We start from the raw sequence: 25,494 nt of genomic DNA, 5'->3' as shown, positions 1-25,494 counted from the left end.
CTTAAAAATGATTTACCTCGAAACTCTATTCTGGTTAGGGCTATTTATTATGTTCTACACCTATATTGGCTACCCGATAGTGCTGTATTTATTAGTCAAAATCAAGCGTTCATTTGGTAAAAAGCCGAACTTAAGTGAGCACTTTTATCCATCTGTAGCATTCATTGTAGCTGCATACAATGAAGAGGACTATATCGAGGATAAAATCAAGAATACCCTTTCTTTGGATTACCCAAAAGACAAATTGAAAGTCTATTTTGTAACAGATGGCTCAAATGATAATACGCCAAAAATCATCGCCAAATACCCTGAAATCACATTGCTGCATAGGGATGAAAGAAAAGGAAAAATGGCCGCCATTGAGAGAACAATGAAAATTGTTGAAGAGGATATCTCTGTTTTTACTGATGCCAATACAACCCTGCCTGACAATGCCATCAAGTTACTGGTAAATCCTTACCAGAATCCAAATGTCGGTGCGGTTGCTGGTGAAAAACGCATTTTCCAGTCATCAGAGGATACTGCCAGTTCTGCTGGAGAAGGATTTTACTGGAAATATGAGTCTACACTGAAAAAGTGGGATTCTCAGCTACATACTGTCGTAGGTGCTGCCGGAGAGCTCTTTTCCATCAGAACCACCAATTATGAAGACTTACCTGCTGACACCTTGTTGGATGACTTTATGATGTCCATGAAGATTGTTGAGAAAGGACAATTGGTTAAATATGTTCCTGATGCATACGCGATAGAAACGGCTTCCGCTAATATTGAAGAAGAACTGAAACGAAAAGTTAGAATATCTGCTGGCGGAATTCAGTCAATTACAAGATTGACAAAAGTACTGAACCCGTTCAAATACGGAATGGCAACCTTCCAGTATCTTTCACACAGGGTTTTAAGGTGGACGCTTGCTCCCCTATCCATTTTATTTGTATTGGTTTCCAATTTGGTTTTAGCATTGAATGACTATAGCCTTTACCCAGTTTTACTCACACTTCAACTACTGTTCTATCTCACTATTCTTATTGGTAAAATATTGAAAAACCAATCTATCGAGGTGAAAGGCTTATTCGTTCCTTATTACTTCTTTATCATGAACTGGTCAGTATACCTTGGCTTCTTCAGGTTTATCAAAGGATCACAATCTGTACTATGGGAGAAAGCCAAACGTAAAGCATAAAACACACGCTATATGGGCAAATTAAACTACATACATAATATGCGAGCCCTTGCAATACTGTTGATTGTAGGGGTACATGTTCGGGATATGCTCAACTGGAATGAAGGTGATATATCTGAAGAACTCCTTGTTACCTTATTTGACAATGGAACAGTAGTTTTTGTATTTATTGCAGGCTTTCTTTTTCAATATCTCAACAGCAACAAGCCTTTTAAATTCTCGGACTATTTATGGAAGAAATTCAAATTTGTCCTAACACCATATCTTATTCTTTCTGCACTACTGATCCCTATCAGGCTTTGGATGCAGGAAGATCGTTTTTTCCTTCCTCCTGATTTCTACGAACACAACTTAGTATGGCAAGCAAGATACTATTTGATAACAGGTACTCACCTAGTTCCTTTATGGTTTATCCCTATGGTAGTACTGATTTACTTATGTAGTCCACTATTGTTATGGATGGATAAAACTAAATACTTCTATCTGCTGGCGCTCCTACCAATCTGTCTTTCATTTATGACTTTCAGACCTGCATGGAATACAGATCCTATTTTAGCCTTTTTCCACTTCTTGCCTATATACATTATTGGTATGGGTGCTAGTCATTTTCGAAAAAAGCTGGAAACAATCCCAACTCAAACTACTTTTACATTACTCTCATTATGGGCGATATTAAGTATTGGGCAGTTTACAGGTTTAATTCCGGGGCATCGTTACTTGTGGATGGAAGATATCTGGCAGCAGGGAGTATGGGTTTTCAATATTGGACACTTCCGGATGGCATTGATATCTGTTATTTTGGTTCCATTATTCAGTAAGTTTGTCAACCAACCTTATAGGCTTTCCAACTTGCTAGCTAACTACAGCTTTGGCATTTTCTACCTCCACTTTATATTGGTAATTCTACTACAGAAAATATCAGTCAGGATACTCCATATCAACACCTATAGTATAAGCTACTTCTTAGTTGTATTTTCCATGGTAATGATTACCAGTTGTATGATGGTCTGGACTACCAAAAAGCTTCTAAAAGATAAAAGTCGAATACTAATTGGTAGCTAATCTCAAGCACATCCCTGCCAAAAGCAGGGATTTTTTTTGTTCAAATTGTTCCAGTTTCCTGTAACTTACACTTTATCCTACGTTAAGAGAGAAAATAAACACAGAGATGGACTAAGGAAAAAGCAATTTTTTCAACTGAAAGATATAGCCTATGCACCAAACCGAAGAAGACATCAAACAGGAAATGGCAATCATTGAAAAGGCTCGCCACCAACCTGAAGCATTCAGGTTCCTGTATGAGAAGTACTATAAGGCAATTTTCCTGTTCGTTTTCAAACGGGTAGGTACTGAAGATATGGCTGCCGAAGTAACGTCACAGGTTTTTCTAAAAGCAATGGATAACCTACCTAAATATGAATTCAGAGGTGTTCCCTTTTCAGCATGGCTTTTCAGGATTGCAGCCAATCAGGTCAACGATCATTTCCGAAAAAGTACAACAGACAGGGTTGTTTCTCTAGAAAGTGGAATTATTAATACGTTGGTTGATGAAGATGATAGCGAGATGCCAGAGACAGATGAAATGGAGCTGTTGGGACAGCTGCTGAATGAATTGAATGAAAGTGAAATATCACTGCTTGAGCTACGCTATTTCGAAAAACGTTCAGTCAAAGATGTAGCCTATATGCTAGATATCTCCGAAGCCAATGTAAAAGTCAAAACCCATCGGGTAATTGGAAAACTCAAAAAGTTAGCCAAGCGCTACCTTTGAAGACTCATAATAAAATTATAAATTAAATCCTATAACGCTTTAGTCAATAATACAATGAATAAGCGACACAAAATCAGACTAAATCAATCCATGCCTTCAGATAAGGAGATTGAAAAACACATGGATTTTGACAGCCTTATTGCAAGACATAAGCAACAACGAAGCAAAGTTCGCTGGATTGATAACTTCAATCGCAAAATGCCTATGATTGCAGCTGTATTTGTATTGACAATCCTTTCTGCTTTTGCTTTAAAAATTGAAAAAGAAAGACGTAACCGACAAGAGAGAATCGAAACAATTGGTCTTGCAGACCCGTTGGTAACGATCGAATCTCTTCAAAAAATTGATAGAACTGCGACATAAGTCACCTTATTTTTATGACCTAAAAAACCTTTTAAAAAAAGTTCATTTTTGAAGCGTTTTTTTAACACTAAAAGTCAACCAAAAAATCCCAAAGGCGTATAAAATAATACAACTGAAAGGCCTCAATGTTGAAATAAAAAAGTTCAGAAATTTAAGATCTGAAACTCATTTACGTTCACTGCTTTTTTATAATTAAATGCTTTTGGTTATGCTTCATCAAAATCCAATTCATCAATGGAGACCATTCTTTCAAATGGTCGGACTAGCTGTCAGTTTAGGTATCACCTTAGTTGCTTTTGAATGGAAAACCTACGATGATAATACACTGGTTGATCTAGGAACTATTACTATACAAGATGAAGAGTTGACTCTTCCACCTGTTACACAACAGATAATTGAGCCTCCTACTCCTACTGTCAGGGCGCCTAAAATTGTCACTGTAAAAGACGAAGAACTTGTAGCGGAAATCAACCTTGAGATTACTGAGTTTGAAGAAGACTTTATTGTAGAAGAATATGTAGCTGACGATCTCGCTGAAGAACCTCAAGAGGAAATAGTAGAAGACAAAGTATTTGAAGTAGTAGAAGAAGCCGCCGTTCCTAAAGGTGGACGAAGTGCTTTTTACAAATGGGTAAATGACCACATCAAATACCCTATCCAGCCTAAAAGAATGGGCGTTGAAGGAAAAGTATATGTACAGTTTATCGTTGACAAAGACGGGCGACTGACAGACCTTCAAGTTGTAAGAGGTATCCACGAAGACTGCGATGCAGAAGCGATTAGGGTACTAAAAAAAGCACCAAAATGGATACCTGCCAAACAAAGGGGTAGACCGGTCAGACAAAGAATGGTATTACCAATCTACTTTAAGATAGCTGCTTAGACAGCAAAAAATAAGGATCCCTTACGAACTTTCGTAGGGGATTTTTTATTAGAGTTTTAAAGCATAACAGATTTAAAACTATAACTACTATATAAAGACAATCTGCTATTTTAAACTCTATTCACTTTTCAACCTGCTACAGTTATGAATTTCAACAATATACTCGTTGCAACTGATTTTGATAATGAGTCTCATACAGCTTTAGAAGCAGCTGTCAGTTTAGCGTCCAATGATTCAACATGTATCCATATTCTACACATTTTGGACACTTCTTACCTCAGCTTTTTCAAAGGAAGTACTATTTCAACCACATCCCTTAAAGAACTCGAAAATACAGAGGCATACGCCAAGTTTACAGCCTCCCTAAAGGAAGCATCTATAGAGTATCTTACGGAACTCAAAAAGCAGTACAGCGATACTAATATTATAACACACACAGTCAGTGGCAGGCCTTTGAATGCCATCAAACAAATTGTGGAGAAGCACAAAGTTGACCTCATCATTACTTCCGCTGATCCCAATGAACAAGAAGGCAAGCACCTCCAACACCTCATTAGGCATATACACGTACCTATACTGACGGTCAATACGCCTCTTTCTGATTTCTACCCAAAACAAATTGTTTTTGCCTCAGACTTTGAGCAAAAACCGGCTCCTCACATATTGGAGATGATTAGTAAATGGCGTAATCAATATCAGGCACAATTAAACCTCCTGAAGGTGATTACCCCTGCTACATTTGAGAACACACCTGACACAAATGCCACAATTACCCGATATATTTCAGGAAATGATTTGGAAGAGGGGGATTTTCACATCTTTAATGCTTTTTCTGAAGAAGATGGTATCATCAGCTTTGCTAATAACATCAATGCCGACCTGATCATCATGGTTTCTCATCCACATTCAAGGTTTTATCACTTTATAGTAGGTAGTCTTGCTGAACATATTGCCAATGAAGCCGATACTCCCGTCTTGATACTTTTTGAGAAGCCATAAAAAAGCCCCATCCATATTTAGACAGGGCTGATATAGCAAATTTGGTAAAATTACTTGTTTGGCTGCGGCGTCATTCGCAGGTAAGGCTTGATTTCCTTTACTCCCTTTGAAAATTTCTCTTTGGCTTCAGGAGTTGGAATAGATGGTGATACAACCACATCTTCACCTTCTTTCCAATCCACTGGAGTTGCTACACTGTAATTGTCGGTCAGTTGCATTGAATCTATGACACGCAAAATTTCATCAAAGTTTCGTCCTGTCGAGGCAGGATAAGTAATCATCAGTCTAATTTTCTTATTAGGGTCGATGATAAATACCGAACGTACTGTAAATGTCTCAGAGGCATTTGGGTGAAGCATACCATAAAGGTTAGCTACTTTCTTATCCTCATCTGCTATGATCGGAAAGTTTACAGTTGTACTCTGCGTTTCATTGATATCATTGATCCAGCCCTTGTGGTCTTCAAGTCCATCAACGCTCAATGCTACTACCTTTACATTACGCTTATCAAACTCCGATTTAAGTTTGGCTGTTCTTCCCAACTCTGTAGTACATACAGGGGTATAGTCTGCTGGGTGCGAAAAGAACACACACCACGCACCTCCCAACCAATCATGAAATTTGATCTCACCTTCTGTTGTCTGAGCAGTAAAGTCTGGTGCAATGTCTCCAAGTTGTAACGACATAGTTATTAGGTTTTAAAGCATGAATAATTAAGGAATATATTGCCTAGTTGCTAGGCTTAAACTTCTAAAACAAATATATCATTATCAGCAAAGGGTAAAATAAGAATTTGCTTATTTTTCCTTTTGGCTCACACAATCTCACCTACTTATAGTATGTTTAAATATGCTATACAGTAACCTCAAACTACATTACTTTGTTTGTAACCTTTTAAACTAACTAAATATGAAAAACATCTTAATCACTGGTACTTCGTCAGGTATAGGTTTCGCTGCCTCCAAGGCTTTTATTGAAAAAGGATATCGTGTATTCGGAAGTGTCAGGAAGGATACTGATGCCGCCACCCTTCGTTCAAAACTTGGTGAAAACTTTTATCCACTAGTCTTTGATGTCACTGACCTTCCTGCAATAAAAGAAGCTAAAAATGAAGTAGAACAAGTACTGGGAAACAAAGCAGGACTTGACTGCCTGATCAACAATGCAGGCATTGCTGTAGCAGGTCCTCTACTACATATCACCGCTGAAGAGCTTCGCTTCCAAATGGAGGTAAACCTCATTGGAATGTTACATGTTACGCAGGTTTTCGCTCCGCTATTGGGAGCTACCAGAAATTTCGCTTTTAAGCCTGGTAAGATTATCAATATCAGCTCCGCTGCTGGCAAGTTATCCTACCCATTTATTGGCCCGTACTGCGCAAGCAAACACGCAGTAGAAGGGTTCTCCAATTCACTCAGACAAGAATTAATGCTTTATGGAATTGACGTTGTTGTTGTTGGGCCTGGAGAAGTAATTACAGAAATATGGGACAAAGCAGAAGAGATAGACCTTGAAGCTTATACTGATACTGACTTTTATGAATCAGGAAATAGCTTCAAACGTTTTTTTGTCAAAAAAGGTAGATCAGGAATGCCTGTTGCTCAAGTAGGTCAAAAATTGGTGAAAATTGCAGAAAAGAATAGGCCTGCTTTAAGGTATCCACTCGTAAAAGATAAGCTTACTGCTTGGTGGTTACCGCTACTGCTACCCAAGCGTATTGTCAACAATATGGTAGCCAATATTCTAAAGCTTAGAAAGCGGGACTTACCCAACAGCAAACCAGAAGTTGTAAAAGCTGATTAAAGAACCCCCGATACTATTTTACATGTATCGGGGGTTTCTCTCTTATATACTTTAAAAGATATTACTCTATTTCAACTCCTTTCTTAAACGCTACATAGTTTTTGATGTCCTTGGCTTCACTTTTTGGATGGGCATAATACCAGGCTGCTGCTTCATTTTTCTCTCCATCAACCACAATATTATAATAGGACGCCTTTCCTTTAGATGGGGACATACTGGTTTCATCTGACTTTTCAAAGTACTCTTGATGAATAGAAGTCGGAGGAAAATAGAAATCTCCTTCCACTTCAACAGTTTTGTCACTTTCAGCAATGACTTTTCCTTTCCATGATGCTTTTTTCATAAGATTATTGGGTTTTGGTTAAGTTCAGAAGCTGAGATATTTACAACTCCTTTACTCCAAGTTGATAATTTTTTCTGCCACTTTCAAAATATCCCCTGCAACTATTTCTGTTGGCTGAGACAAAGGGTATAGCTGATGTTGAGGTCTTGCAACAAAAGCAGCTCTCATTCCTGCCCACATTGCACCTGCTACATCCCAACCATGGGCTGCTATCATCATGGAAGCTTCTGGAGCTACCCTTACTTTTCTCATTGCCCAGCGGTAAACATGGCTATGTGGCTTATAGTATCCTACTTCTTCTACGCTAAGCAAATGATCAAAATACTGCCCTAAGCCTGAGTAATCCATCTGCTTCTTTAACCCTTCAGTTGAAGAGTTAGTCAATGCACAAAGTGTAAAACCTGCATCCTTCAGCAACTTTAGCCCTTCAGCACTATCCTCATAAGGTGTTAACTTAACAATTGGTGCAACCGACTCACTCGCTTCCTTTTTTGAGAGTAAGATACCGTGATCTGCTGCAACCATCTGAAGGGCAGCAACACCAATACTGCCAAAATCCTCAAACCTGTCTGACACCGTATTTACTAACGAATACTGAAGCATTGTAGTAAACCAAAGCGGTACTAGCTCAGCCCTACCATTCAATGTCTTAGTCACAGATTCTTTGACTTTCTGTAAATCAAGCAATGTCTCATTGACATCAAAAAAAAGAACTCTAGGTTTGGACATAGCAACTTATTGTTTTGATTTATTATGCACAATTTGGTGTACAACTGTAAAAATTTAAAACTACAATACGAATCAAGTAATCTATGTTATAAGCGTTTTATTTTTCATCAATTTTACCAAACTGAAAATATTATCTACCCAAAATAACCTCTTATCTGGTCAGTATCCATTCTTCTATTTGATAAATAATTATCCTTTCTGTATTCACATTTATTAATAAACTATTTGTAGCTTAAAGTATGAAAGCAGACTATGCAAAAGTTCACCCTAATTTATAATTAATACATTGTCGCCTAAAGACCCTATGCAGGAAGCAGAATTAGTTAAAAAGTTAAAAGAGCATGATTCTGGTGCCTTACAATATCTGTATGATCATTATGGAGATGCTATCTTTGGTATTATCACCAGAATCATAGGACAACAACCTATGGCTGAAGAAGTACTGCAAGATACCTTTCTAAAAGTATGGCAACATATTGACTCATATCACCCTGAAAAATCTCGCCTTTTTACATGGATGGCTAGAATTGCCCGAAACCTTTCGATTGACAAGCTTCGATCAAAAGAAAATAAGCAGCAGTCAAAATCCGACTCGCTGGAAACTTCCGTATATAACAGTGTAGATGAAAATCCTAATGAGGCTAAAATCGACTTTATTGGCCTGGACAAGTTAATCCAGCAGCTTCCTGAAGAACAGCAATTTGTATTAAATAAAGTTTATTTCAATGGGTACAGTCATCGTGAACTAGCTAAAGACTTTGACATTCCGTTAGGTACTGTAAAAACTCGTTTGAGAACTGCCGTTAATTTGTTAAGGAAAAAACTAGGAGACCTTTGAAAATAGAAGATTACATAGCGTCAGGTATACTCGAACTGTATGTATTAGGAGACCTGAACGAAAATGAAATGAAAGAAGTAGAGGAAATGCGTAAAAAGCATCCTGCCATTGCACAGGAAATTGAACGCATAGAAGCAGACTTCCTACATATAAGTCAAAAGAACAGTGTTAAAGCCCCTGAGCATATCAAACACCAGATTCTTTCCAAAATCAAAAACACAGAAGGGAAAACCATTCCACTCATTCAATCAAAAAAAACAGGCACAAGTGTATGGTGGAAGGCTAGTGTAGCTGCCTCATTACTTCTGTTAGCTGTGAGTACATATTTCACCTTTTACTACAAGGACAAGTATGAGGATGTACAACTTCAAGTAGACAACCTTATGGCTGAAAAAGCCGTTATGGCGCAACGACTAAAAAAGGCTAGCAATGACCTTTCTTTAGCATTGGATCCTTCCTACCAAAGAATCTTACTTGGCGGTACAGGAGAACAAGAGCATAAACAGCAATTGACAGTTTATTGGAACCCCAATAATACAAAGGTATTTGTATCTCTTAAGGAATTACCTCCCCCTCCTGAAGGCAAGCAGTATCAATTATGGGCTATAGCAGGCAAGACTCCTAAAGATGCCGGACTCATTGACTATGGACAAGACAAACTATTGGCTATGCCTTCTACTGCTGAAGCTGATGCTTTTGCTGTAACCCTAGAACCAAAAGGAGGTAGTAAATCCCCTACTCTAGAAGAAATGAAAGCTATCGGTTATGTAGCTACTAACAAAAGCTAAATCCGAAAATCCACCTGACTACTATTTTCCGTACTTCTAATGAAGGAGCACTAGTCTTATACTATGCTAACCTGTTATCATAACAAGGACCTATATCTTTTCTTTGCGAAAGCTTATTACCTCAAAAAGGTGATAAGCTTTTTTGTGCTTTATACTTTCTCAAAAACTACAAAACCCCTGAGATGTAAAACTCCTCAGGGGTAAAACCATGATAATTTCTAATGTATAATTGAAAGCGAATAATTGAATTGATTGATAGAGGCGTTTCTTTACCTAGTGTCTTATCAATTGCTTTGTGTATTTAAATGTAACCAACCTTTTCTTAGTTTTCATTGTAAAAAAGCGACATACTAAAACCTTTTAACTTTATTATTATTCTCTCACAAAAAAAGGTCTTCCATTCTTTCTGATGGAAGACCTTTTTTTGGGTGAACCTTTTTATAATGTCAAATAAAAAAACCGTCCAACACAAAAAAGTGTCGGACGGTTTCATCCTGTTAAATTGCAACAGGTCATTTTTCTTTCAGATATCTCCAGTTTTTCCTCTTAAAAAAAGAGTCCTATTTCCTCCTAACCAGAAAATATACCTCCCAAAAAATGTAGGTTATATACATTTCTCTTAGATACTCAATATATTATACTTTTTATACCATAACTTTTTAGTTACAGGACAATCCTGTACATACTTAACCTTAGTACTATTATCTGCTATCTGTTTCTCTGCCTTATTATAAACAACAACACAACTGAGCTTTGGCTCATTGATCATAATATTTCCTTCAATGTAGCTAGATATATCACTTAAAATAAAGCTCGTTTCTGTCCTAAACCGGAACCTCAAAAACAACTCAGGAATTGTCGTTGAAACTTGTACTATTCTATCTTGCCATCTTATATGGTTGTAAGTATGAAAAAGCCAGATCTCATGCTTTGGTTCTATACTTGTTCCTGTTACTATCCCACCACCTTTTACCTTTCTGGATGCCATAGCTTCTTGTTGGTTCTTTTTCGCATACTCGGCAGACAGTTTATAATGATAATGCTCCCTTCCTCCATTTCTTTTGATTTCACGTCCCACCGTAGACCTATGGACACCAGCTTCTCTTGCAATCGCTGAATCGGATAGCTCTTCTTTAATTCCATAATAGATGATCATTCGCTGGTGGTACTGAAGCATAATGGTATTTATAGGTTTTTAATAAACAAAGATATATGATCCTGCACTCTTTTATGAATGAGATACCTAAGCAGAACTTACTGTACCTTTGTCAATATTAAGCAACTCATTATATCTGTAAGAAGATCCCTACCGAATATGCAGGATTAGCCATGATCAGTTTGCCAAAAAAGACCGTATTATAATTTACTGAAACACCCCAGTTTTCATTAAAATGATATGCCAACTCTGGAGAGAAAGTCAAGTACTCAACATTGTTTGAAAAAAGACTGGCTCCATCTGAAGCTGCTGTCGCTGTTCCATTCTGAAAAGACGCTATTCCTATAAATCTTGCAATACCTGTCAGCTTGCTGTTACAAAATGTAGCACCTGCCTCAAACCCATATCTAAACTCATCTGAATACCCATTGGTACGATTGTTAAATCCAGCATAAGCAGAAGTATACATATTTACCTTATTTACCGTAAAACCCTTTCCCACATCTAGGCGAATCATCTGATTAAACTCTCCGTCACCTGTTTGAAGTGTCTCCAATTCTCCTCCATCTGTTTTTCCAGAAGGAATTCCCAATAATAATGTAGCACTCATGGCTATTGGCTTATTTACCAACAACCCATATGTCAAGCTTAGGTCTATATCTCCTACACTATTTAAATCATCTCCAGGGATTATTTCCTCACCTGTCGTAGCTGAAATGGTATTGTTATAATAGGTTCGGGCAAAAAAAGGAAAATAAACAACACCTGTTAGACGGCCACTGATTCCATATTCTGCATACAAACTGGTACTAAAATAACCTGTCGTTACATTTGGGTCTGTTTCTCCTGTATCAGTATAATGCTTATCTGCAATCACCCAATACTGAAAAAGTTTGTAGTAACCATGTCCTTTTTTCTGTGGCCAAGGTCCTCCACCCATAACAGGTGCTGATACTATCAAAAAGAATAAAATAGCGACGGTATACCTTATTAAGGCTCTCATTTTCTCAATCTTTTAATTGGTTATTGGATCTGTCCCTCTCCTACTTTAACATTAAATGGCTTACAGTAATAAAGTAGGTATTCATAACTACCTATTGTCACCTCTGGTACTGTATAAGTATGAGCTCCTTCAAATACCTGAACAGGACCTATTTCTAATGCACCTGCTATTGTAGAAGGATTATTTGACAAGTATAAATAGAGTCCCGGAAGGGCATCTGTTGCTTTATAAGTATCATCAATCGAGATAAGTATTCCTCCATTTATTGACTCCACCTTAAAGCTTCCTTTTAATTCATAAGAGGAGGTACTTACAATTTGACCCTCTCTTGAAGCCATGCCTACACTGTCCTCCAACTCATTACTTACCACCAACATGACAGAGTCAGACAAAACCTGCTGTCCAGTCGCTTGAGCCAAGATCATTGTGGTTCCTTCTGACACTCCTTTTACATTACCAGCAGCATCTACAATAGCGATATTTGTATCACTACTCTGCCACTCAATCTCATTTGTTCCTACAACTCCTGTCGAATCCTGATACTCTGCTTTGAATTGATAGGTAGCCTCTAAACTCAATGAGTCTACAAAATCAACTATTACTACCCTTTCTTCCACTCGGTCTTGAATGATATCATCACCAATGCACCCTGACAGCCACAACAACATCAAAAGTATTAATATATAAAGAGGGTTTTTCATACTAATTCCAGTCAACATTTTATATATCAGGTAAAATTCTATTTAATGATATGAAATAATAATCAACTGTTTATCAGAATTTTAAATTATTAAGTTTATGTGATACTTCTGTGATAACTCACTTCATTTTTGACATAAAAAAGGTGAAACCACCCCAGTAGTTTCACCTTATATTTTTTGTTTTTACCTGTATCAAACTGCCTTACTATCTCCTTCACTCAGGTTATCTTTGATTTGTGTGATCTCCATGATTATCCGCTCCAGTTTAAGCTTTTTGTTTAATAAGCGACGTTTCTCCTGCAATGCGTAAGTATTGTTATTAAGGTGACTGTCATAATCCGCAATCATATCTTCCAGCTGCTGCAACTCCATCTTTCTTTTGGCTAAGTCCTGCTCATACTTATGCCTCGTGTTAATTCTCAATTTGTTTCGGTTAATGTTTTTTAGATTACTCATAATTAGGTAGAGGGTTAATTAAAGAATTATCATAGTGGTTGTTGATGTTTGGTAATGCTCTTAGGTTAAGGCAGAACATTACACAAGTAAGAGGTTAATCGCTTTTACATACTTTGACTGTCGATTATGTAACTACTTCAAATTAATATAATCAATTTCAACACTTCCCCCATGCATCAACACTGTGCAGGTAATGTTTTGGTTCAAAAACCATGTAATTCGATAACTTTTGTTACAGATGACATTAAAACACCTTTTTTGTCTTAAGAATCTCTGTATTTATTCTAGGAATCAGCTACTATCTCTCTGTTTTTATACCACTGAAAGATATTTTTGCATTTTGAGTGTTTCATTTTTCAACTAGTTCATATCCAAGTACGATTCCAATATCCAATCCCCCTTCTGAGAATGAATGAAGCTCAAGTGCAACCTTACCCTCATGCAATATGAAGAGCACATCCAATAACATTTTGAATAAACAGCTAATAGAAGAGAGGTTCTTTCTATTACATAAGAGCTCATTCATTGAATATTTATTTTATTTTATTGGATAAATTTAATAGCCTACTTATTGATTTTAATTGGGTTAAGACAAAAAATATTACCATATTCGAACAATCAGTATATCATCTATCTTTCTAAAAGAATAACTGATTCTAGTCTGAATCCAATCAAAAACCAACTGAAGAAACATGAATATCATTTTTCTTGTACTCTTTCTAGTCTGCATGGTACAGCTAGTAAGTATTGCTATTTCTATGATCAAGGGAAGAAAAAAGGACAAAAAAGAAGAGGAGTTTATTGAACAGCTCAGTCAAAGCTGCCCTCAAAAAGTAACAAACTGATTATTCGCTTAATAAAAAAGGTTTCTCCAACACAACTGGCAGGAGAAACCTTTTTATATATTATAAGCTTATCAAAACTAGATTAAGCATTAAATAATGGATACTGTCTCATCCACTCGTTAATCTCATTCTTTACTGCTTCGATTTCAGCATCTTTTTCATGGTTAACCAGTACTCTGTCAATATAATCCACTACTCTACTCATATCAGCTTCTTTCAAGCCTCTAGTAGTAATTGCAGCTGTACCAATACGCATACCTGATGTTACAAACGGAGATTTGTCATCAAATGGTACCATGTTTTTGTTGATTGTAATATCAGCTTTAATCAATGTATTTTCAGCCAACTTACCTGTCAGTCCTTTCGAACGTAGGTCAATCAACATCAAGTGGTTATCAGTACCTCCTGAGATGATATCATAACCTTTTGCGATAAAGTGCTCTGCCATTACTTTAGCATTTTTCTGTACTTGTTGTACATACTTCAAGTAATCATCAGAAAGCGCTTCCCCAAAAGCAACCGCCTTAGCACCAATTACGTGCTCCAATGGACCTCCTTGTGTACCAGGGAATACACCAGAGTCAAGTAAAGAAGACATTGATCTAGTCTTTCCATTTGGTGTTTTCAATCCCCAAGGGTTTTCAAAGTCTTTACCCATCATGATCACACCACCTCTTGGACCACGAAGTGTTTTGTGTGTTGTAGATGTTACAATGTGGCAATACTTCAAAGGATCATCCAACAGACCTTTAGCAATCAGTCCTGATGGATGTGAAATATCAGCCAACAAGAGAGCTCCTACTTCATCAGCTACTTCACGAAGAGCCTTATAATTCCACTCTCTTGAGTAAGCTGAAGCTCCACAGATGATCATCTTAGGCTTCTCTTGTCTTGCCTTTTCTACAACCTTGTTCCAATCGATCAAGCCAGTTTCCTGCTCTACACCATAGAAAGATGGTTGGTAAAGTTTACCTGAGAAGTTCACAGTAGAACCATGCGTCAGGTGACCACCATGAGAAAGGTCAAAACCTAGAATTTTATCACCAGGCTTCAAAACAGCCAACATTACTGCTGCATTCGCCTGAGCGCCTGAGTGCGGTTGAACGTTTGCCCATTCAGCACCAAATAGTTCTTTTACCCTCTCAATTGCTAGAGACTCCACTTCATCCACAACTTCACAACCTCCATAGTAACGCTTACCTGGAAGTCCCTCCGCATATTTGTTTGTAAGTACGCTTCCCATTGCCTCCATTACTTGAGGAGATGTAAAGTTTTCAGAAGCGATCAATTCGATACCGGAAATTTGTCTGTTTTTTTCCTTCTCAATCAGTTCAAAGATTTTTTCGTCTCTTTTCATATCGGGTATGCTAATTTACTTGCTGCTTTCTCTTCAGTTTTCTGATTCTAACAGCTAGATGACCTAAACAAAATCAAGCACAAAGCTAAACATTCTAGAAAAAGAAGAGTGTTTTACTTTTTAAAATTTACAATATCAGGCAACAAAAAAATCCACCGAACCTCAGTTGCAGTGGATTTTAGATTTAATTCTTTTCCTTTAATCATACAGGTGACTGATTTTCATCAAGCCTTCCTGATTGATGACTTTGATACTTCGCTTGTTGATTTCAATCAGCTTTTCATGTTTGAATTCTGAAATAATCCTGATTGCGGTTTCTTTAACCGTTCCAACAAGTCCAGCTAAGTCTTCTCTAGTAAGTGTGATGTGTTCTTTGCCTTCAAAAGCTCTGTCCAATAGAATAAGCGCTTCCGCTATTCTACCTCTTACTGGCTTGTAGGCAATGTCTGTAATTTTCGTTTCAGCACTTTCAATCGTATCACATAAAAGACGCATGATTCCATCGTAAAAAGCTTTGTTATTAGTCAACAGCTCATTGAACTGAGATTTAGGTACAAAACAAATGGATGAGTCTTCGATAGCTATTGAGGAGGCTTTATAACGACTGTTTTTGATGAGGGACTGATAGCCAAAAATATCACCAGGTTTGGCGATTCGCAATATCTGCTCCTTACCATTGCTTCCAAGTTTAGTGATCTTCACCAAACCTTCACTTACACAGTAAAGGCCTACTGGCATAGAATTTTCCTGGAAAATTGGCTGTCCCTTTTTGTAGAAATTACAGCTTTTTGCTAGGCCGAGTTTTTCGTGTTCTTCCGGTGTACAGCAAGAAAATAAAGAACTTTCACTCCCCTTGCAAAACTTACAAGCAGGTTGTGTCAATTTCATCATCGTATGTCGTGGATAAATTCTGATAATACCCTAAAATTAGACAAGAATCAGGGACTTAAAAAGCTGTACTCCTTCTTTTTAAGATATATTTTCAAATAAATATTAGGAAAAGTAAACAAGTAATATAGTTTAATATGGAAAATCCTATTTTACCATACATATGATATTGATAACCATATTAATATTTTATTGGATTCTTGAAAGTGTTCTAAATTAGGATAGAATATTGAGTGAAAGGGAAAAGAGGAAGACAACTTAGATTCTGAACTACTTCATACCTTGTTATTGTTCTGAGTAGAAAAGTCTTTGTTACTGAATTAAAAATAGAAACAAAATAGCTTAAAAAACACAGCCAAAAGCTATGAAAGCCCTTGACTGTGTCAGTATATTATCAGAATTATCCATACCAAATGTAGGGCAGAAAATTCCCTATTATTATGATAAAAGTCTTTTAACTTCATGACTTCTCTCATTTAGTTAGCCTCTTTTCGGAAAATCCTATTAGTAAGCCTTTACTTCACAATAATCTACTTGTTTACTTCATAATCCGTGATATTTATGCACTTCAAACAGATTACTGAAACATGTCTTTACGTCAAAGATTTAACATTAACCGAAGACTTCTATCATAATAAACTAGGCTTACCCATTATTTCGACAGTTGCAAATAGACATATATTTTTTAGAGCTGGAACTTCCGTTCTACTATGCTTCATTGCTGAAGTCACTCGGCAGGAAGAAACCCTTCCTCCACATTACGGTAGTGGCAAAATACATATGGCATTCGAAGCTAATGAGGGAGACTATGATGCTTGGAAAGATAAAGTTTCCAATGCTGGTATCCATATCACGCATGAACAAGTATGGCCTTGGAGTCATAATAGAAAGTCATTTTATTTTGAAGACCCTGATGGACATGTCTTAGAAATAATCGAAAGCAATTTATGGAATAGCTGAAGGAAAGAAATCAAAAATTGATAATAAAAAAAGCCTTGCGACATATTGATATGTGCAAGGCTTTGTGCTTGTATAAGACTGGCAGTGACCTACTCTCCCGGGTGTTATCCCAGTACCATCGGCGCTGCGGGGCTTAACTGCTCTGTTCGGAATGGGAAGAGGTGTTCACCCGCGCTCTCACCGCCATGAAGGCTTTTGAAAGGCTTTCTGTTTCTTTGATTTTTATAGTACCATACTGCCTGGAGGCCTGCCCGCCTTGCGGGCAGAAGAAAAGCGAAGGAAAGTCACGGGGGATTAGTACTGCTCGGCCCGGGTCTCTCAACCCTTTCACCTGCAGCCTATCGACGTTGTCATCTACAACACCCCTTTAAGGGAAGCCTCATCTCGGAGCGGGTTTCGCGCTTAGATGCTTTCAGCGCTTATCCCATCCGAACATAGCTACCCGGCAATGCTCCTGGCGGAACAACCGGTGCACCAGAGGTTCGTCCAACTCGGTCCTCTCGTACTAAAGTCAGAACTCCTCAGGCTTCCTACGCCCACAACAGATAGAGACCGAACTGTCTCACGACGTTCTGAACCCAGCTCGCGTGCCACTTTAATGGGCGAACAGCCCAACCCTTGGGACCTTCTCCAGCCCCAGGACGTGACGAGCCGACATCGAGGTGCCAAACCTCCCCGTCGATGTGAGCTCTTGGGGGAGATCAGCCTGTTATCCCCAGAGTACCTTTTATCCTTTGAGCGATGGCCCTTCCATGCGGAACCACCGGATCACTATGTCCTAGTTTCCTACCTGCTCGGCTTGTCAGCCTCACAGTCAAGCCCCCTTGTGCCATTGCGCTCTCTGCACGGTTGCCGACCGTACGGAGGGGACCTTTGAAAGCCTCCGTTACTCTTTTGGAGGCGACCACCCCAGTCAAACTACCCGCCAAGCAATGTCCCCCGTTAAGGGTTAGACACCAGGCAAGCAAAGGGCGGTATTTCAAGGGCGACTCCCCGGATCCTGGCGAACCCGGTTCACAGTCTCCCGCCTATCCTACACATCACTTACCCAGAGCCAATGCTAAGCTGCAGTAAAGGTTCATGGGGTCTTTTCGTCCCGTTGCGGGTACGCGGCATCTTCACCGCGACTACAATTTCACCGAGCTCATGGCCGAGACAGTGCCCAGATCGTTACACCATTCGTGCAGGTCGGAACTTACCCGACAAGGAATTTCGCTACCTTAGGACCGTTATAGTTACGGCCGCCGTTTACCGGGGCTTCGGTTCAACGCTTCGCTTACGCTAACGTCCCCCCTTAACCTTCCGGCACCGGGCAGGTGTCAGGCCTTATACATCGTCTTTCAACTTCGCAAAGCCATGTGTTTTTGTTAAACAGTCGCCTGGGCCTTTTCACTGCGGCCTCTCCCGAAGGAGGAGGCGTCCTTTCTCCCGAAGTTACAGGACCATTTTGCCTAGTTCCTTAGCCATGAATCACTCGAGCGCCTTAGTATGCTCAACCCAACCACCTGTGTCGGTTTGCGGTACGGGCCGCATGGCTTGCTTTTCTTGGAAGCGTGCTCCCCCTGCTATCTGCGCCCCCGAGGGTTTGCAGTACTGTCGGACGAGTCCTTCAACGCAGTATTCCGTCACTGCGCGAGGAGTCACACACTCCGTCACTTTCGTTGCCATGCGGGTGCGGGAATATTTGCCCGCTTGCCATCGGCATCGCCCTTCGGCTTAGCCTTAGGTCCCGACTGACCCCGGGCCGATTAGCGTTGCCCGGGAAACCTTGGTCTTTCGGCGAGAGGGGTTCCCACCCTCTTTATCGTTACTTATGCCTACATTTGCTTTTCTACGCGCTCCACCACACATCACCATGCGGCTTCGATGCCCGTAGAATGCTCCCCTACCACTATTACTAGTCCGCGGCTTCGGTACTGTGTTTAATGCCCGATTATTATCGATGCGCTGTCACTCGACCAGTGAGCTGTTACGCACTCTTTAAATGAATGGCTGCTTCCAAGCCAACATCCTGGCTGTCTCCGCGACTGCACTTCCTTTGTTCAACTTAACACAGATTTGGGGACCTTAGCCGGCGGTCTGGGTTCTTTCCCTCTCGGACTGGGACCTTAGCACCCCAGCCCTCACTGCAGGGCTTAATCTTGCGGCATTCGGAGTTCGTCTGGATTCGGTAGGCGGTGAAGCCCCCTAGTCCAATCGGTAGCTCTACCTCCGCAAGAAAACACCCCACGCTGCCCCTAAAGGCATTTCGGGGAGTACGAGCTATTTCCGAGTTTGATTGGCCTTTCACCCCTACCCACAGCTCATCCAAAGACTTTTCAACGTCAACTGGTTCGGGCCTCCAACGGGTGTTACCCCGTCTTCACCCTGGCCATGGGTAGATCACACGGTTTCGCGTCTGCCCCCACCAACTATGGCGCCCTATTCAGACTCGCTTTCGCTGCGGCTCCGTCCCTTGAAGAACTTAACCTTGCTGGTGAGGTGCAACTCGTAGGCTCATTATGCAAAAGGCACGCCGTCACCCAACTGATGGGCTCCGACCGCTTGTAGGCGTACAGTTTCAGGATCTGTTTCACCCCGTTATTCACGGTGCTTTTCACCTTTCCCTCACGGTACTTGTTCGCTATCGGTCTTCCAGGAGTATTTAGCCTTGGCAGATGGTGCTGCCTGCTTCAGAGGGAGTTTCACCGGCTCCCCCCTACTCAGGGTACTTGCCTGATCAACACATTGCCTGTACGGGACTCTCACCCTCTGCGGCGGCGCTTTCCAGCGCCTTCCAGTTCCGTGTCTTCACATTATGCAAGCCCTACAACCCCGACAGTGCCGTAACACCGACGGTTTGGGCTTCTCCGCGTTCGCTCGCCACTACTTGCGGAATCACTCTTGTTTTCTCTTCCTGCGGGTACTTAGATGTTTCAGTTCCCCGCGTTGGCTCTAAAACCATGCCTTCAGCATGGTGGGTTGTCCCATTCGGATACCTTCGGATCAAGGGTCATGTGCACCTCCCCGAAGTTTTTCGCAGCTTGTCGCGTCCTTCATAGCCTCTGGAAGCCCAGGCATCCACTGTACGCCCTTTATTACTTTTTCTTGCTTTTCTTCTTGCCGCCTGCCGTCAATACCGTAAACAGCATCAACTGCGGCAGGCAGGCCTCGTTGCTTTTTAATTTGGCAGTATGTCAAAGAACCTTTCCCTTGTAGAACGTATCCCCTTTAAATCAAGGGGATACACAAGGAGTGAGTGGGCACGGCTGGACTCGAACCAGCGACCTCTACATTATCAGTGTAGCGCTCTAACCACCTGAGCTACGCGCCCTCACTTTTGTGAGATTAGATTTGGACAGTGTTCACGCCGTACAACCAACGGCACAGGCGCCTTCCCCTACAACTACAGGGACGGTCTCCAGAAAGGAGGTGTTCCAGCCGCACCTTCCGGTACGGCTACCTTGTTACGACTTAGCCCCAGTCGCTGGTTTTGCCCTTGAGAGCTCCTGTTACGGCCACCCTCTTCAGGCCCACCCAACTCCCATGGCTTGACGGGCGGTGTGTACAAGGTCCGGGAACGTATTCACCGCGTCATTGCTGATACGCGATTACTAGCGATTCCAGCTTCACGCAGCCGAGTTGCAGGCTGCGATCCGAACTGAGATAGGGTTTTTGGGATTCGCTTCATGTCGCCATGTCGCTGCCCTCTGTCCCTACCATTGTAGCACGTGTGTAGCCCTGGGCGTAAGGGCCATGATGACCTGACGTCGTCCCCGCCTTCCTCTCTGCTTGCGCAGGCAGTTCCTCCAGAGTCCCCGGCTTTACCCGATGGTAACTGAAGGTAGGGGTTGCGCTCGTTGCGGGACTTAACCCAACACCTCACGGCACGAGCTGACGACGGCCATGCAGCACCTTCCCATCCGTCCGAAGAAAGATCTATCTCTAGACCTGTCGAATGGGATTCGAGCCCAGGTAAGGTTCCTCGCGTATCATCGAATTAAACCACATGCTCCACCGCTTGTGCGGACCCCCGTCAATTCCTTTGAGTTTCACTGTTGCCAGCGTACTCCCCAGGTGGAAGACTTATCACTTTCGCTTGGGCACCCACCCCGAAGGGCAGACACCTAGTCTTCATCGTTTACGGCGCGGACTACCAGGGTATCTAATCCTGTTCGCTCCCCGCGCTTTCGTACCTGAGCGTCAGTTACCGGCCAGTAGGCTGCCTTCGCTTTCGGTGTTCCTCCCCATATCTGTGCATTTCACCGCTACATGGGGAATTCCGCCTACCTCTCCGGTACTCAAGTCTGCCAGTATCAATGGCACTTTCACAGTTGAGCTGTGAACTTTCACCACTGACTTAACAGACCGCCTGCGTACCCTTTAAACCCAATAATTCCGGACAACGCTTGCACCCTCCGTATTACCGCGGCTGCTGGCACGGAGTTAGCCGGTGCTTATTCATAGGGTACCGTCAGAGCAGGGCGCACCCCACTTGTTCTTCCCCTATAAAAGAGCTTTACGACCCGAGGGCCTTCTTCGCTCACGCGGCATGGCTGGGTCAGGCTTACGCCCATTGCCCAATATTCCCTACTGCTGCCTCCCGTAGGAGTCTGGTCCGTGTCTCAGTACCAGTGTGGGGGATCATCCTCTCAGAACCCCTACTGATCGTGGCCTTGGTGGGCCGTTACCCCGCCAACTAGCTAATCAGACGCATGCCCATCCGCTGCCGGATCGCTCCTTTAACTATTCACCCATGCAGGCAAACAGTGCTACGGGGCATTAATCCGGATTTCTCCGGGCTATTCCCCTGCAGCGGGCAGGTTGCATACGCGTTACGCACCCGTGCGCCGGTCTCAGGCTCCCCGAAGGAAACCCTACCCCGCGACTTGCATGTATTAGGCCTGCCGCTAGCGTTCATCCTGAGCCAGGATCAAACTCTCCATTGTAAGAGATTGTTGACTTGGGCTGCCCCTTGAAAGGAACAGCTCCAATTGTCGTCGTGTTTTCTGACCTGTCTCCTGCTTTTCAATTGTTGGAATTGACGCTTGTGCTTGTCTTGTCGTACTTGTTTTGCGTGATCGAAATAAAACCCTAAAGCTTTATCTCTTACCACTGTCCTAAATCCTCTCAAAGAACTTTTCAAAATCCAACTTCTTGGACTTTTCCGTGGATCCTTCCGGAACCTTTTCGCTTGAAGCGGCTGCAAAGGTAAGAAAACCTTTTTTGTTTGCAAGCACTTTTCGCTACTTTTTTTGTTTTATTTCCCCTTCTCGTATGAAGGAAAAAATTGGGAATGGTTTTACGCTTTTTCGCTAAAGGAAAACCATTCCCTTGGTATAAGACTGGCAGTGACCTACTCTCCCGGGTGTTATCCCAGTACCATCGGCGCTGCGGGGCTTAACTGCTCTGTTCGGAATGGGAAGAGGTGTTCACCCGCGCTCTCACCGCCATGAAGGCTTTTGAAAGGCTTTCTGTTTCTTTGATTTTTATAGTACCATACTGCCTGGAGGCCTGCCCGCCTTGCGGGCAGAAGAAAAGCGAAGGAAAGTCACGGGGGATTAGTACTGCTCGGCCCGGGTCTCTCAACCCTTTCACCTGCAGCCTATCGACGTTGTCATCTACAACACCCCTTTAAGGGAAGCCTCATCTCGGAGCGGGTTTCGCGCTTAGATGCTTTCAGCGCTTATCCCATCCGAACATAGCTACCCGGCAATGCTCCTGGCGGAACAACCGGTGCACCAGAGGTTCGTCCAACTCGGTCCTCTCGTACTAAAGTCAGAACTCCTCAGGCTTCCTACGCCCACAACAGATAGAGACCGAACTGTCTCACGACGTTCTGAACCCAGCTCGCGTGCCACTTTAATGGGCGAACAGCCCAACCCTTGGGACCTTCTCCAGCCCCAGGACGTGACGAGCCGACATCGAGGTGCCAAACCTCCCCGTCGATGTGAGCTCTTGGGGGAGATCAGCCTGTTATCCCCAGAGTACCTTTTATCCTTTGAGCGATGGCCCTTCCATGCGGAACCACCGGATCACTATGTCCTAGTTTCCTACCTGCTCGGCTTGTCAGCCTCACAGTCAAGCCCCCTTGTGCCATTGCGCTCTCTGCACGGTTGCCGACCGTACGGAGGGGACCTTTGAAAGCCTCCGTTACTCTTTTGGAGGCGACCACCCCAGTCAAACTACCCGCCAAGCAATGTCCCCCGTTAAGGGTTAGACACCAGGCAAGCAAAGGGCGGTATTTCAAGGGCGACTCCCCGGATCCTGGCGAACCCGGTTCACAGTCTCCCGCCTATCCTACACATCACTTACCCAGAGCCAATGCTAAGCTGCAGTAAAGGTTCATGGGGTCTTTTCGTCCCGTTGCGGGTACGCGGCATCTTCACCGCGACTACAATTTCACCGAGCTCATGGCCGAGACAGTGCCCAGATCGTTACACCATTCGTGCAGGTCGGAACTTACCCGACAAGGAATTTCGCTACCTTAGGACCGTTATAGTTACGGCCGCCGTTTACCGGGGCTTCGGTTCAACGCTTCGCTTACGCTAACGTCCCCCCTTAACCTTCCGGCACCGGGCAGGTGTCAGGCCTTATACATCGTCTTTCAACTTCGCAAAGCCATGTGTTTTTGTTAAACAGTCGCCTGGGCCTTTTCACTGCGGCCTCTCCCGAAGGAGGAGGCGTCCTTTCTCCCGAAGTTACAGGACCATTTTGCCTAGTTCCTTAGCCATGAATCACTCGAGCGCCTTAGTATGCTCAACCCAACCACCTGTGTCGGTTTGCGGTACGGGCCGCATGGCTTGCTTTTCTTGGAAGCGTGCTCCCCCTGCTATCTGCGCCCCCGAGGGTTTGCAGTACTGTCGGACGAGTCCTTCAACGCAGTATTCCGTCACTGCGCGAGGAGTCACACACTCCGTCACTTTCGTTGCCATGCGGGTGCGGGAATATTTGCCCGCTTGCCATCGGCATCGCCCTTCGGCTTAGCCTTAGGTCCCGACTGACCCCGGGCCGATTAGCGTTGCCCGGGAAACCTTGGTCTTTCGGCGAGAGGGGTTCCCACCCTCTTTATCGTTACTTATGCCTACATTTGCTTTTCTACGCGCTCCACCACACATCACCATGCGGCTTCGATGCCCGTAGAATGCTCCCCTACCACTATTGCTAGTCCGCGGCTTCGGTACTGTGTTTAATGCCCGATTATTATCGATGCGCTGTCACTCGACCAGTGAGCTGTTACGCACTCTTTAAATGAATGGCTGCTTCCAAGCCAACATCCTGGCTGTCTCCGCGACTGCACTTCCTTTGTTCAACTTAACACAGATTTGGGGACCTTAGCCGGCGGTCTGGGTTCTTTCCCTCTCGGACTGGGACCTTAGCACCCCAGCCCTCACTGCAGGGCTTAATCTTGCGGCATTCGGAGTTCGTCTGGATTCGGTAGGCGGTGAAGCCCCCTAGTCCAATCGGTAGCTCTACCTCCGCAAGAAAACACCCCACGCTGCCCCTAAAGGCATTTCGGGGAGTACGAGCTATTTCCGAGTTTGATTGGCCTTTCACCCCTACCCACAGCTCATCCAAAGACTTTTCAACGTCAACTGGTTCGGGCCTCCAACGGGTGTTACCCCGTCTTCACCCTGGCCATGGGTAGATCACACGGTTTCGCGTCTGCCCCCACCAACTATGGCGCCCTATTCAGACTCGCTTTCGCTGCGGCTCCGTCCCTTGAAGAACTTAACCTTGCTGGTGAGGTGCAACTCGTAGGCTCATTATGCAAAAGGCACGCCGTCACCCAACTGATGGGCTCCGACCGCTTGTAGGCGTACAGTTTCAGGATCTATTTCACCCCGTTATTCACGGTGCTTTTCACCTTTCCCTCACGGTACTTGTTCGCTATCGGTCTTCCAGGAGTATTTAGCCTTGGCAGATGGTGCTGCCTGCTTCAGAGGGAGTTTCACCGGCTCCCCCCTACTCAGGGTACTTGCCTGATCAACACATTGCCTGTACGGGACTCTCACCCTCTGCGGCGGCGCTTTCCAGCGCCTTCCAGTTCCGTGTCTTCACATTATGCAAGCCCTACAACCCCGACAGTGCCGTAACACCGACGGTTTGGGCTTCTCCGCGTTCGCTCGCCACTACTTGCGGAATCACTCTTGTTTTCTCTTCCTGCGGGTACTTAGATGTTTCAGTTCCCCGCGTTGGCTCTAAAACCATGCCTTCAGCATGGTGGGTTGTCCCATTCGGATACCTTCGGATCAAGGGTCATGTGCACCTCCCCGAAGTTTTTCGCAGCTTGTCGCGTCCTTCATAGCCTCTGGAAGCCCAGGCATCCACTGTACGCCCTTTATTACTTTCTCTTGCTTTTCTTCTTGCCGCCTGCCGTCAATACCGAACAATCAGCATCAACTGCGGCAGGCAGGCCTCGTTGCTTTTTAATTTGGCAGTATGTCAAAGA

The 25,494-nt window shown here is 42.9% G+C and carries 19 protein-coding genes, 1 tRNA gene and 5 rRNA genes; 10 read left to right on the top strand and 15 right to left on the bottom strand.

Translation table 11 applies throughout. The annotated features are described in order from the left end of the window. The first annotated feature begins 7 nt into the window (after positions 1 to 7). The 6 genes from V6R21_RS29605 to V6R21_RS29580 all read left to right on the top strand — a co-directional run bounded on the left by V6R21_RS29605 (position 8) and on the right by V6R21_RS29580 (position 5,196). On the top strand, positions 8 to 1,180 hold the full coding sequence (locus V6R21_RS29605; RefSeq protein ID WP_334247109.1) for a glycosyltransferase family 2 protein: 1,173 nt from the start codon (positions 8 to 10) through the stop codon (positions 1,178 to 1,180). 12 nt (positions 1,181 to 1,192) lie between these two features. Beyond that, positions 1,193 to 2,242 carry an acyltransferase gene (locus V6R21_RS29600; RefSeq protein WP_334247108.1) on the top strand — a complete coding sequence of 350 codons (1,050 nt, stop codon included), beginning with the start codon at positions 1,193 to 1,195 and terminating at the stop codon, positions 2,240 to 2,242. A 151-nt stretch (positions 2,243 to 2,393) separates the two neighbouring features. Beyond that, positions 2,394 to 2,951 (top strand): RNA polymerase sigma factor, encoded by a 558-nt coding sequence (locus tag V6R21_RS29595; RefSeq protein ID WP_334247107.1) that lies wholly within the window; start codon positions 2,394 to 2,396, stop codon positions 2,949 to 2,951. Positions 2,952 to 3,005: 54 nt separating this feature from the next. Next, positions 3,006 to 3,314 carry a hypothetical protein gene (locus tag V6R21_RS29590; RefSeq protein ID WP_334247106.1) on the top strand — a complete coding sequence of 103 codons (309 nt, stop codon included), beginning with the start codon at positions 3,006 to 3,008 and terminating at the stop codon, positions 3,312 to 3,314. A gap of 208 nt (positions 3,315 to 3,522) precedes the next feature. Further along, entirely contained in the window at positions 3,523 to 4,197 is a 675-nt protein-coding gene (locus V6R21_RS29585) for an energy transducer TonB (protein ID WP_334247105.1), read from the top strand. 144 nt (positions 4,198 to 4,341) lie between these two features. Then, positions 4,342 to 5,196 carry a universal stress protein gene (locus V6R21_RS29580; RefSeq protein ID WP_334247104.1) on the top strand — a complete coding sequence of 285 codons (855 nt, stop codon included), beginning with the start codon at positions 4,342 to 4,344 and terminating at the stop codon, positions 5,194 to 5,196. A 50-nt stretch (positions 5,197 to 5,246) separates the two neighbouring features. Here V6R21_RS29580 and V6R21_RS29575 read toward each other — a convergent pair whose 3' ends face one another. Then, positions 5,247 to 5,882: a peroxiredoxin gene (locus V6R21_RS29575; protein WP_334247103.1), complete on the bottom strand. Its 636-nt coding sequence runs from the start codon at positions 5,880 to 5,882 to the stop codon at positions 5,247 to 5,249. Between the two features lie 223 nt (positions 5,883 to 6,105). Here V6R21_RS29575 and V6R21_RS29570 point away from each other — a divergent pair, with 223 nt between their 5' ends. Then, positions 6,106 to 6,999 (top strand): SDR family oxidoreductase, encoded by an 894-nt coding sequence (locus tag V6R21_RS29570; protein ID WP_334247102.1) that lies wholly within the window; start codon positions 6,106 to 6,108, stop codon positions 6,997 to 6,999. A 61-nt stretch (positions 7,000 to 7,060) separates the two neighbouring features. On the opposite strand, the gene V6R21_RS29565 is transcribed toward V6R21_RS29570, so the two are convergent. Both V6R21_RS29565 and V6R21_RS29560 read right to left on the bottom strand, forming a co-directional pair. Then, the gene (locus V6R21_RS29565) at positions 7,061 to 7,342 is read right to left on the bottom strand and encodes a DUF427 domain-containing protein (protein ID WP_334247101.1); all 282 of its coding nucleotides are present in this window, start codon (positions 7,340 to 7,342) and stop codon (positions 7,061 to 7,063) included. A gap of 51 nt (positions 7,343 to 7,393) precedes the next feature. Then, the gene (locus V6R21_RS29560; RefSeq protein WP_334247100.1) at positions 7,394 to 8,071 is read right to left on the bottom strand and encodes a haloacid dehalogenase type II; all 678 of its coding nucleotides are present in this window, start codon (positions 8,069 to 8,071) and stop codon (positions 7,394 to 7,396) included. Between the two features lie 304 nt (positions 8,072 to 8,375). Here V6R21_RS29560 and V6R21_RS29555 point away from each other — a divergent pair, with 304 nt between their 5' ends. Both V6R21_RS29555 and V6R21_RS29550 read left to right on the top strand, forming a co-directional pair. Continuing rightward, entirely contained in the window at positions 8,376 to 8,909 is a 534-nt protein-coding gene (locus V6R21_RS29555; RefSeq protein ID WP_334247099.1) for an RNA polymerase sigma factor, read from the top strand. Continuing rightward, positions 8,906 to 9,697 (top strand): anti-sigma factor, encoded by a 792-nt coding sequence (locus V6R21_RS29550; protein WP_334247098.1) that lies wholly within the window; start codon positions 8,906 to 8,908, stop codon positions 9,695 to 9,697. The genes V6R21_RS29555 and V6R21_RS29550 overlap by 4 nt, the downstream gene beginning before the upstream one ends. Before the next feature lie 619 nt (positions 9,698 to 10,316). Here V6R21_RS29550 and V6R21_RS29545 read toward each other — a convergent pair. The 6 genes from V6R21_RS29545 to V6R21_RS29520 form a co-directional block, all read right to left on the bottom strand. Beyond that, positions 10,317 to 10,874 (bottom strand): helix-turn-helix domain-containing protein, encoded by a 558-nt coding sequence (locus V6R21_RS29545; protein WP_334247097.1) that lies wholly within the window; start codon positions 10,872 to 10,874, stop codon positions 10,317 to 10,319. 109 nt (positions 10,875 to 10,983) lie between these two features. After that, the gene (locus V6R21_RS29540; RefSeq protein WP_334247096.1) at positions 10,984 to 11,856 is read right to left on the bottom strand and encodes a hypothetical protein; all 873 of its coding nucleotides are present in this window, start codon (positions 11,854 to 11,856) and stop codon (positions 10,984 to 10,986) included. A gap of 20 nt (positions 11,857 to 11,876) precedes the next feature. Next, a complete protein-coding gene (locus tag V6R21_RS29535) occupies positions 11,877 to 12,557 on the bottom strand; it encodes an Ig-like domain-containing protein (protein WP_334247095.1) in 681 nt (226 codons plus the stop codon). Positions 12,558 to 12,749: 192 nt separating this feature from the next. Next, positions 12,750 to 13,013 carry a hypothetical protein gene (locus tag V6R21_RS29530; RefSeq protein ID WP_334247094.1) on the bottom strand — a complete coding sequence of 88 codons (264 nt, stop codon included), beginning with the start codon at positions 13,011 to 13,013 and terminating at the stop codon, positions 12,750 to 12,752. 927 nt (positions 13,014 to 13,940) lie between these two features. Then, entirely contained in the window at positions 13,941 to 15,215 is a 1,275-nt protein-coding gene (gene glyA, locus V6R21_RS29525; protein WP_334247093.1) for a serine hydroxymethyltransferase, read from the bottom strand. 198 nt (positions 15,216 to 15,413) lie between these two features. Beyond that, positions 15,414 to 16,106: a Crp/Fnr family transcriptional regulator gene (locus V6R21_RS29520; RefSeq protein ID WP_334247092.1), complete on the bottom strand. Its 693-nt coding sequence runs from the start codon at positions 16,104 to 16,106 to the stop codon at positions 15,414 to 15,416. A gap of 558 nt (positions 16,107 to 16,664) precedes the next feature. On the opposite strand from V6R21_RS29520, the gene V6R21_RS29515 reads away from it, so the two are divergent. Next, on the top strand, positions 16,665 to 17,063 hold the full coding sequence (locus V6R21_RS29515) for a VOC family protein (protein ID WP_334247091.1): 399 nt from the start codon (positions 16,665 to 16,667) through the stop codon (positions 17,061 to 17,063). Positions 17,064 to 17,139: 76 nt separating this feature from the next. On the opposite strand, the gene rrf (V6R21_RS29510) is transcribed toward V6R21_RS29515, so the two are convergent. From rrf (V6R21_RS29510) to V6R21_RS29485, 6 genes are all read right to left on the bottom strand, one after another. Continuing rightward, positions 17,140 to 17,251 (bottom strand): 5S ribosomal RNA (rrf, locus tag V6R21_RS29510). A gap of 87 nt (positions 17,252 to 17,338) precedes the next feature. Next, positions 17,339 to 20,150, bottom strand: a 23S ribosomal RNA gene (locus tag V6R21_RS29505). 152 nt (positions 20,151 to 20,302) lie between these two features. Continuing rightward, positions 20,303 to 20,376: transfer RNA gene (locus V6R21_RS29500), tRNA-Ile, on the bottom strand. 91 nt (positions 20,377 to 20,467) lie between these two features. Then, a 16S ribosomal RNA gene (locus tag V6R21_RS29495) occupies positions 20,468 to 21,991 on the bottom strand. Between the two features lie 394 nt (positions 21,992 to 22,385). Next, a 5S ribosomal RNA gene (rrf, locus tag V6R21_RS29490) occupies positions 22,386 to 22,497 on the bottom strand. A gap of 87 nt (positions 22,498 to 22,584) precedes the next feature. Further along, positions 22,585 to 25,396 (bottom strand): 23S ribosomal RNA (locus V6R21_RS29485). The 16S, 23S and 5S rRNA genes sit together here with 1 tRNA gene alongside, the layout of an rRNA operon. Between the last annotated feature and the right edge of the window lie 98 nt (positions 25,397 to 25,494).

Origin of the sequence: Limibacter armeniacum, assembly GCF_036880985.1 — a bacterium.
GTDB classification, from domain to species: Bacteria; Bacteroidota; Bacteroidia; order Cytophagales; family Flammeovirgaceae; genus Limibacter; species Limibacter armeniacum.
This window is presented reverse-complemented; position numbering and strand designations above follow the sequence as displayed.

Coding starts and splice junctions, on each gene's coding strand:
- V6R21_RS29605 (WP_334247109.1), top strand. CDS start 8: ATGATTTACCTCGAAACTCTATTCTGGTTAGGGCTATTTATTATGTTC.
- V6R21_RS29555 (WP_334247099.1), top strand. CDS start 8,376: ATGCAGGAAGCAGAATTAGTTAAAAAGTTAAAAGAGCATGATTCTGGT.
- V6R21_RS29600 (WP_334247108.1), top strand. CDS start 1,193: ATGGGCAAATTAAACTACATACATAATATGCGAGCCCTTGCAATACTG.
- V6R21_RS29520 (WP_334247092.1), bottom strand. CDS start 16,106: ATGATGAAATTGACACAACCTGCTTGTAAGTTTTGCAAGGGGAGTGAA.
- V6R21_RS29595 (WP_334247107.1), top strand. CDS start 2,394: ATGCACCAAACCGAAGAAGACATCAAACAGGAAATGGCAATCATTGAA.
- V6R21_RS29515 (WP_334247091.1), top strand. CDS start 16,665: ATGCACTTCAAACAGATTACTGAAACATGTCTTTACGTCAAAGATTTA.
- V6R21_RS29530 (WP_334247094.1), bottom strand. CDS start 13,013: ATGAGTAATCTAAAAAACATTAACCGAAACAAATTGAGAATTAACACG.
- V6R21_RS29575 (WP_334247103.1), bottom strand. CDS start 5,882: ATGTCGTTACAACTTGGAGACATTGCACCAGACTTTACTGCTCAGACA.
- V6R21_RS29585 (WP_334247105.1), top strand. CDS start 3,523: ATGCTTCATCAAAATCCAATTCATCAATGGAGACCATTCTTTCAAATG.
- V6R21_RS29540 (WP_334247096.1), bottom strand. CDS start 11,856: ATGAGAGCCTTAATAAGGTATACCGTCGCTATTTTATTCTTTTTGATA.
- V6R21_RS29535 (WP_334247095.1), bottom strand. CDS start 12,557: ATGAAAAACCCTCTTTATATATTAATACTTTTGATGTTGTTGTGGCTG.
- V6R21_RS29565 (WP_334247101.1), bottom strand. CDS start 7,342: ATGAAAAAAGCATCATGGAAAGGAAAAGTCATTGCTGAAAGTGACAAA.
- glyA (WP_334247093.1), bottom strand. CDS start 15,215: ATGAAAAGAGACGAAAAAATCTTTGAACTGATTGAGAAGGAAAAAAAC.
- V6R21_RS29570 (WP_334247102.1), top strand. CDS start 6,106: ATGAAAAACATCTTAATCACTGGTACTTCGTCAGGTATAGGTTTCGCT.
- V6R21_RS29545 (WP_334247097.1), bottom strand. CDS start 10,874: ATGCTTCAGTACCACCAGCGAATGATCATCTATTATGGAATTAAAGAA.
- V6R21_RS29580 (WP_334247104.1), top strand. CDS start 4,342: ATGAATTTCAACAATATACTCGTTGCAACTGATTTTGATAATGAGTCT.
- V6R21_RS29590 (WP_334247106.1), top strand. CDS start 3,006: ATGAATAAGCGACACAAAATCAGACTAAATCAATCCATGCCTTCAGAT.
- V6R21_RS29560 (WP_334247100.1), bottom strand. CDS start 8,071: ATGTCCAAACCTAGAGTTCTTTTTTTTGATGTCAATGAGACATTGCTT.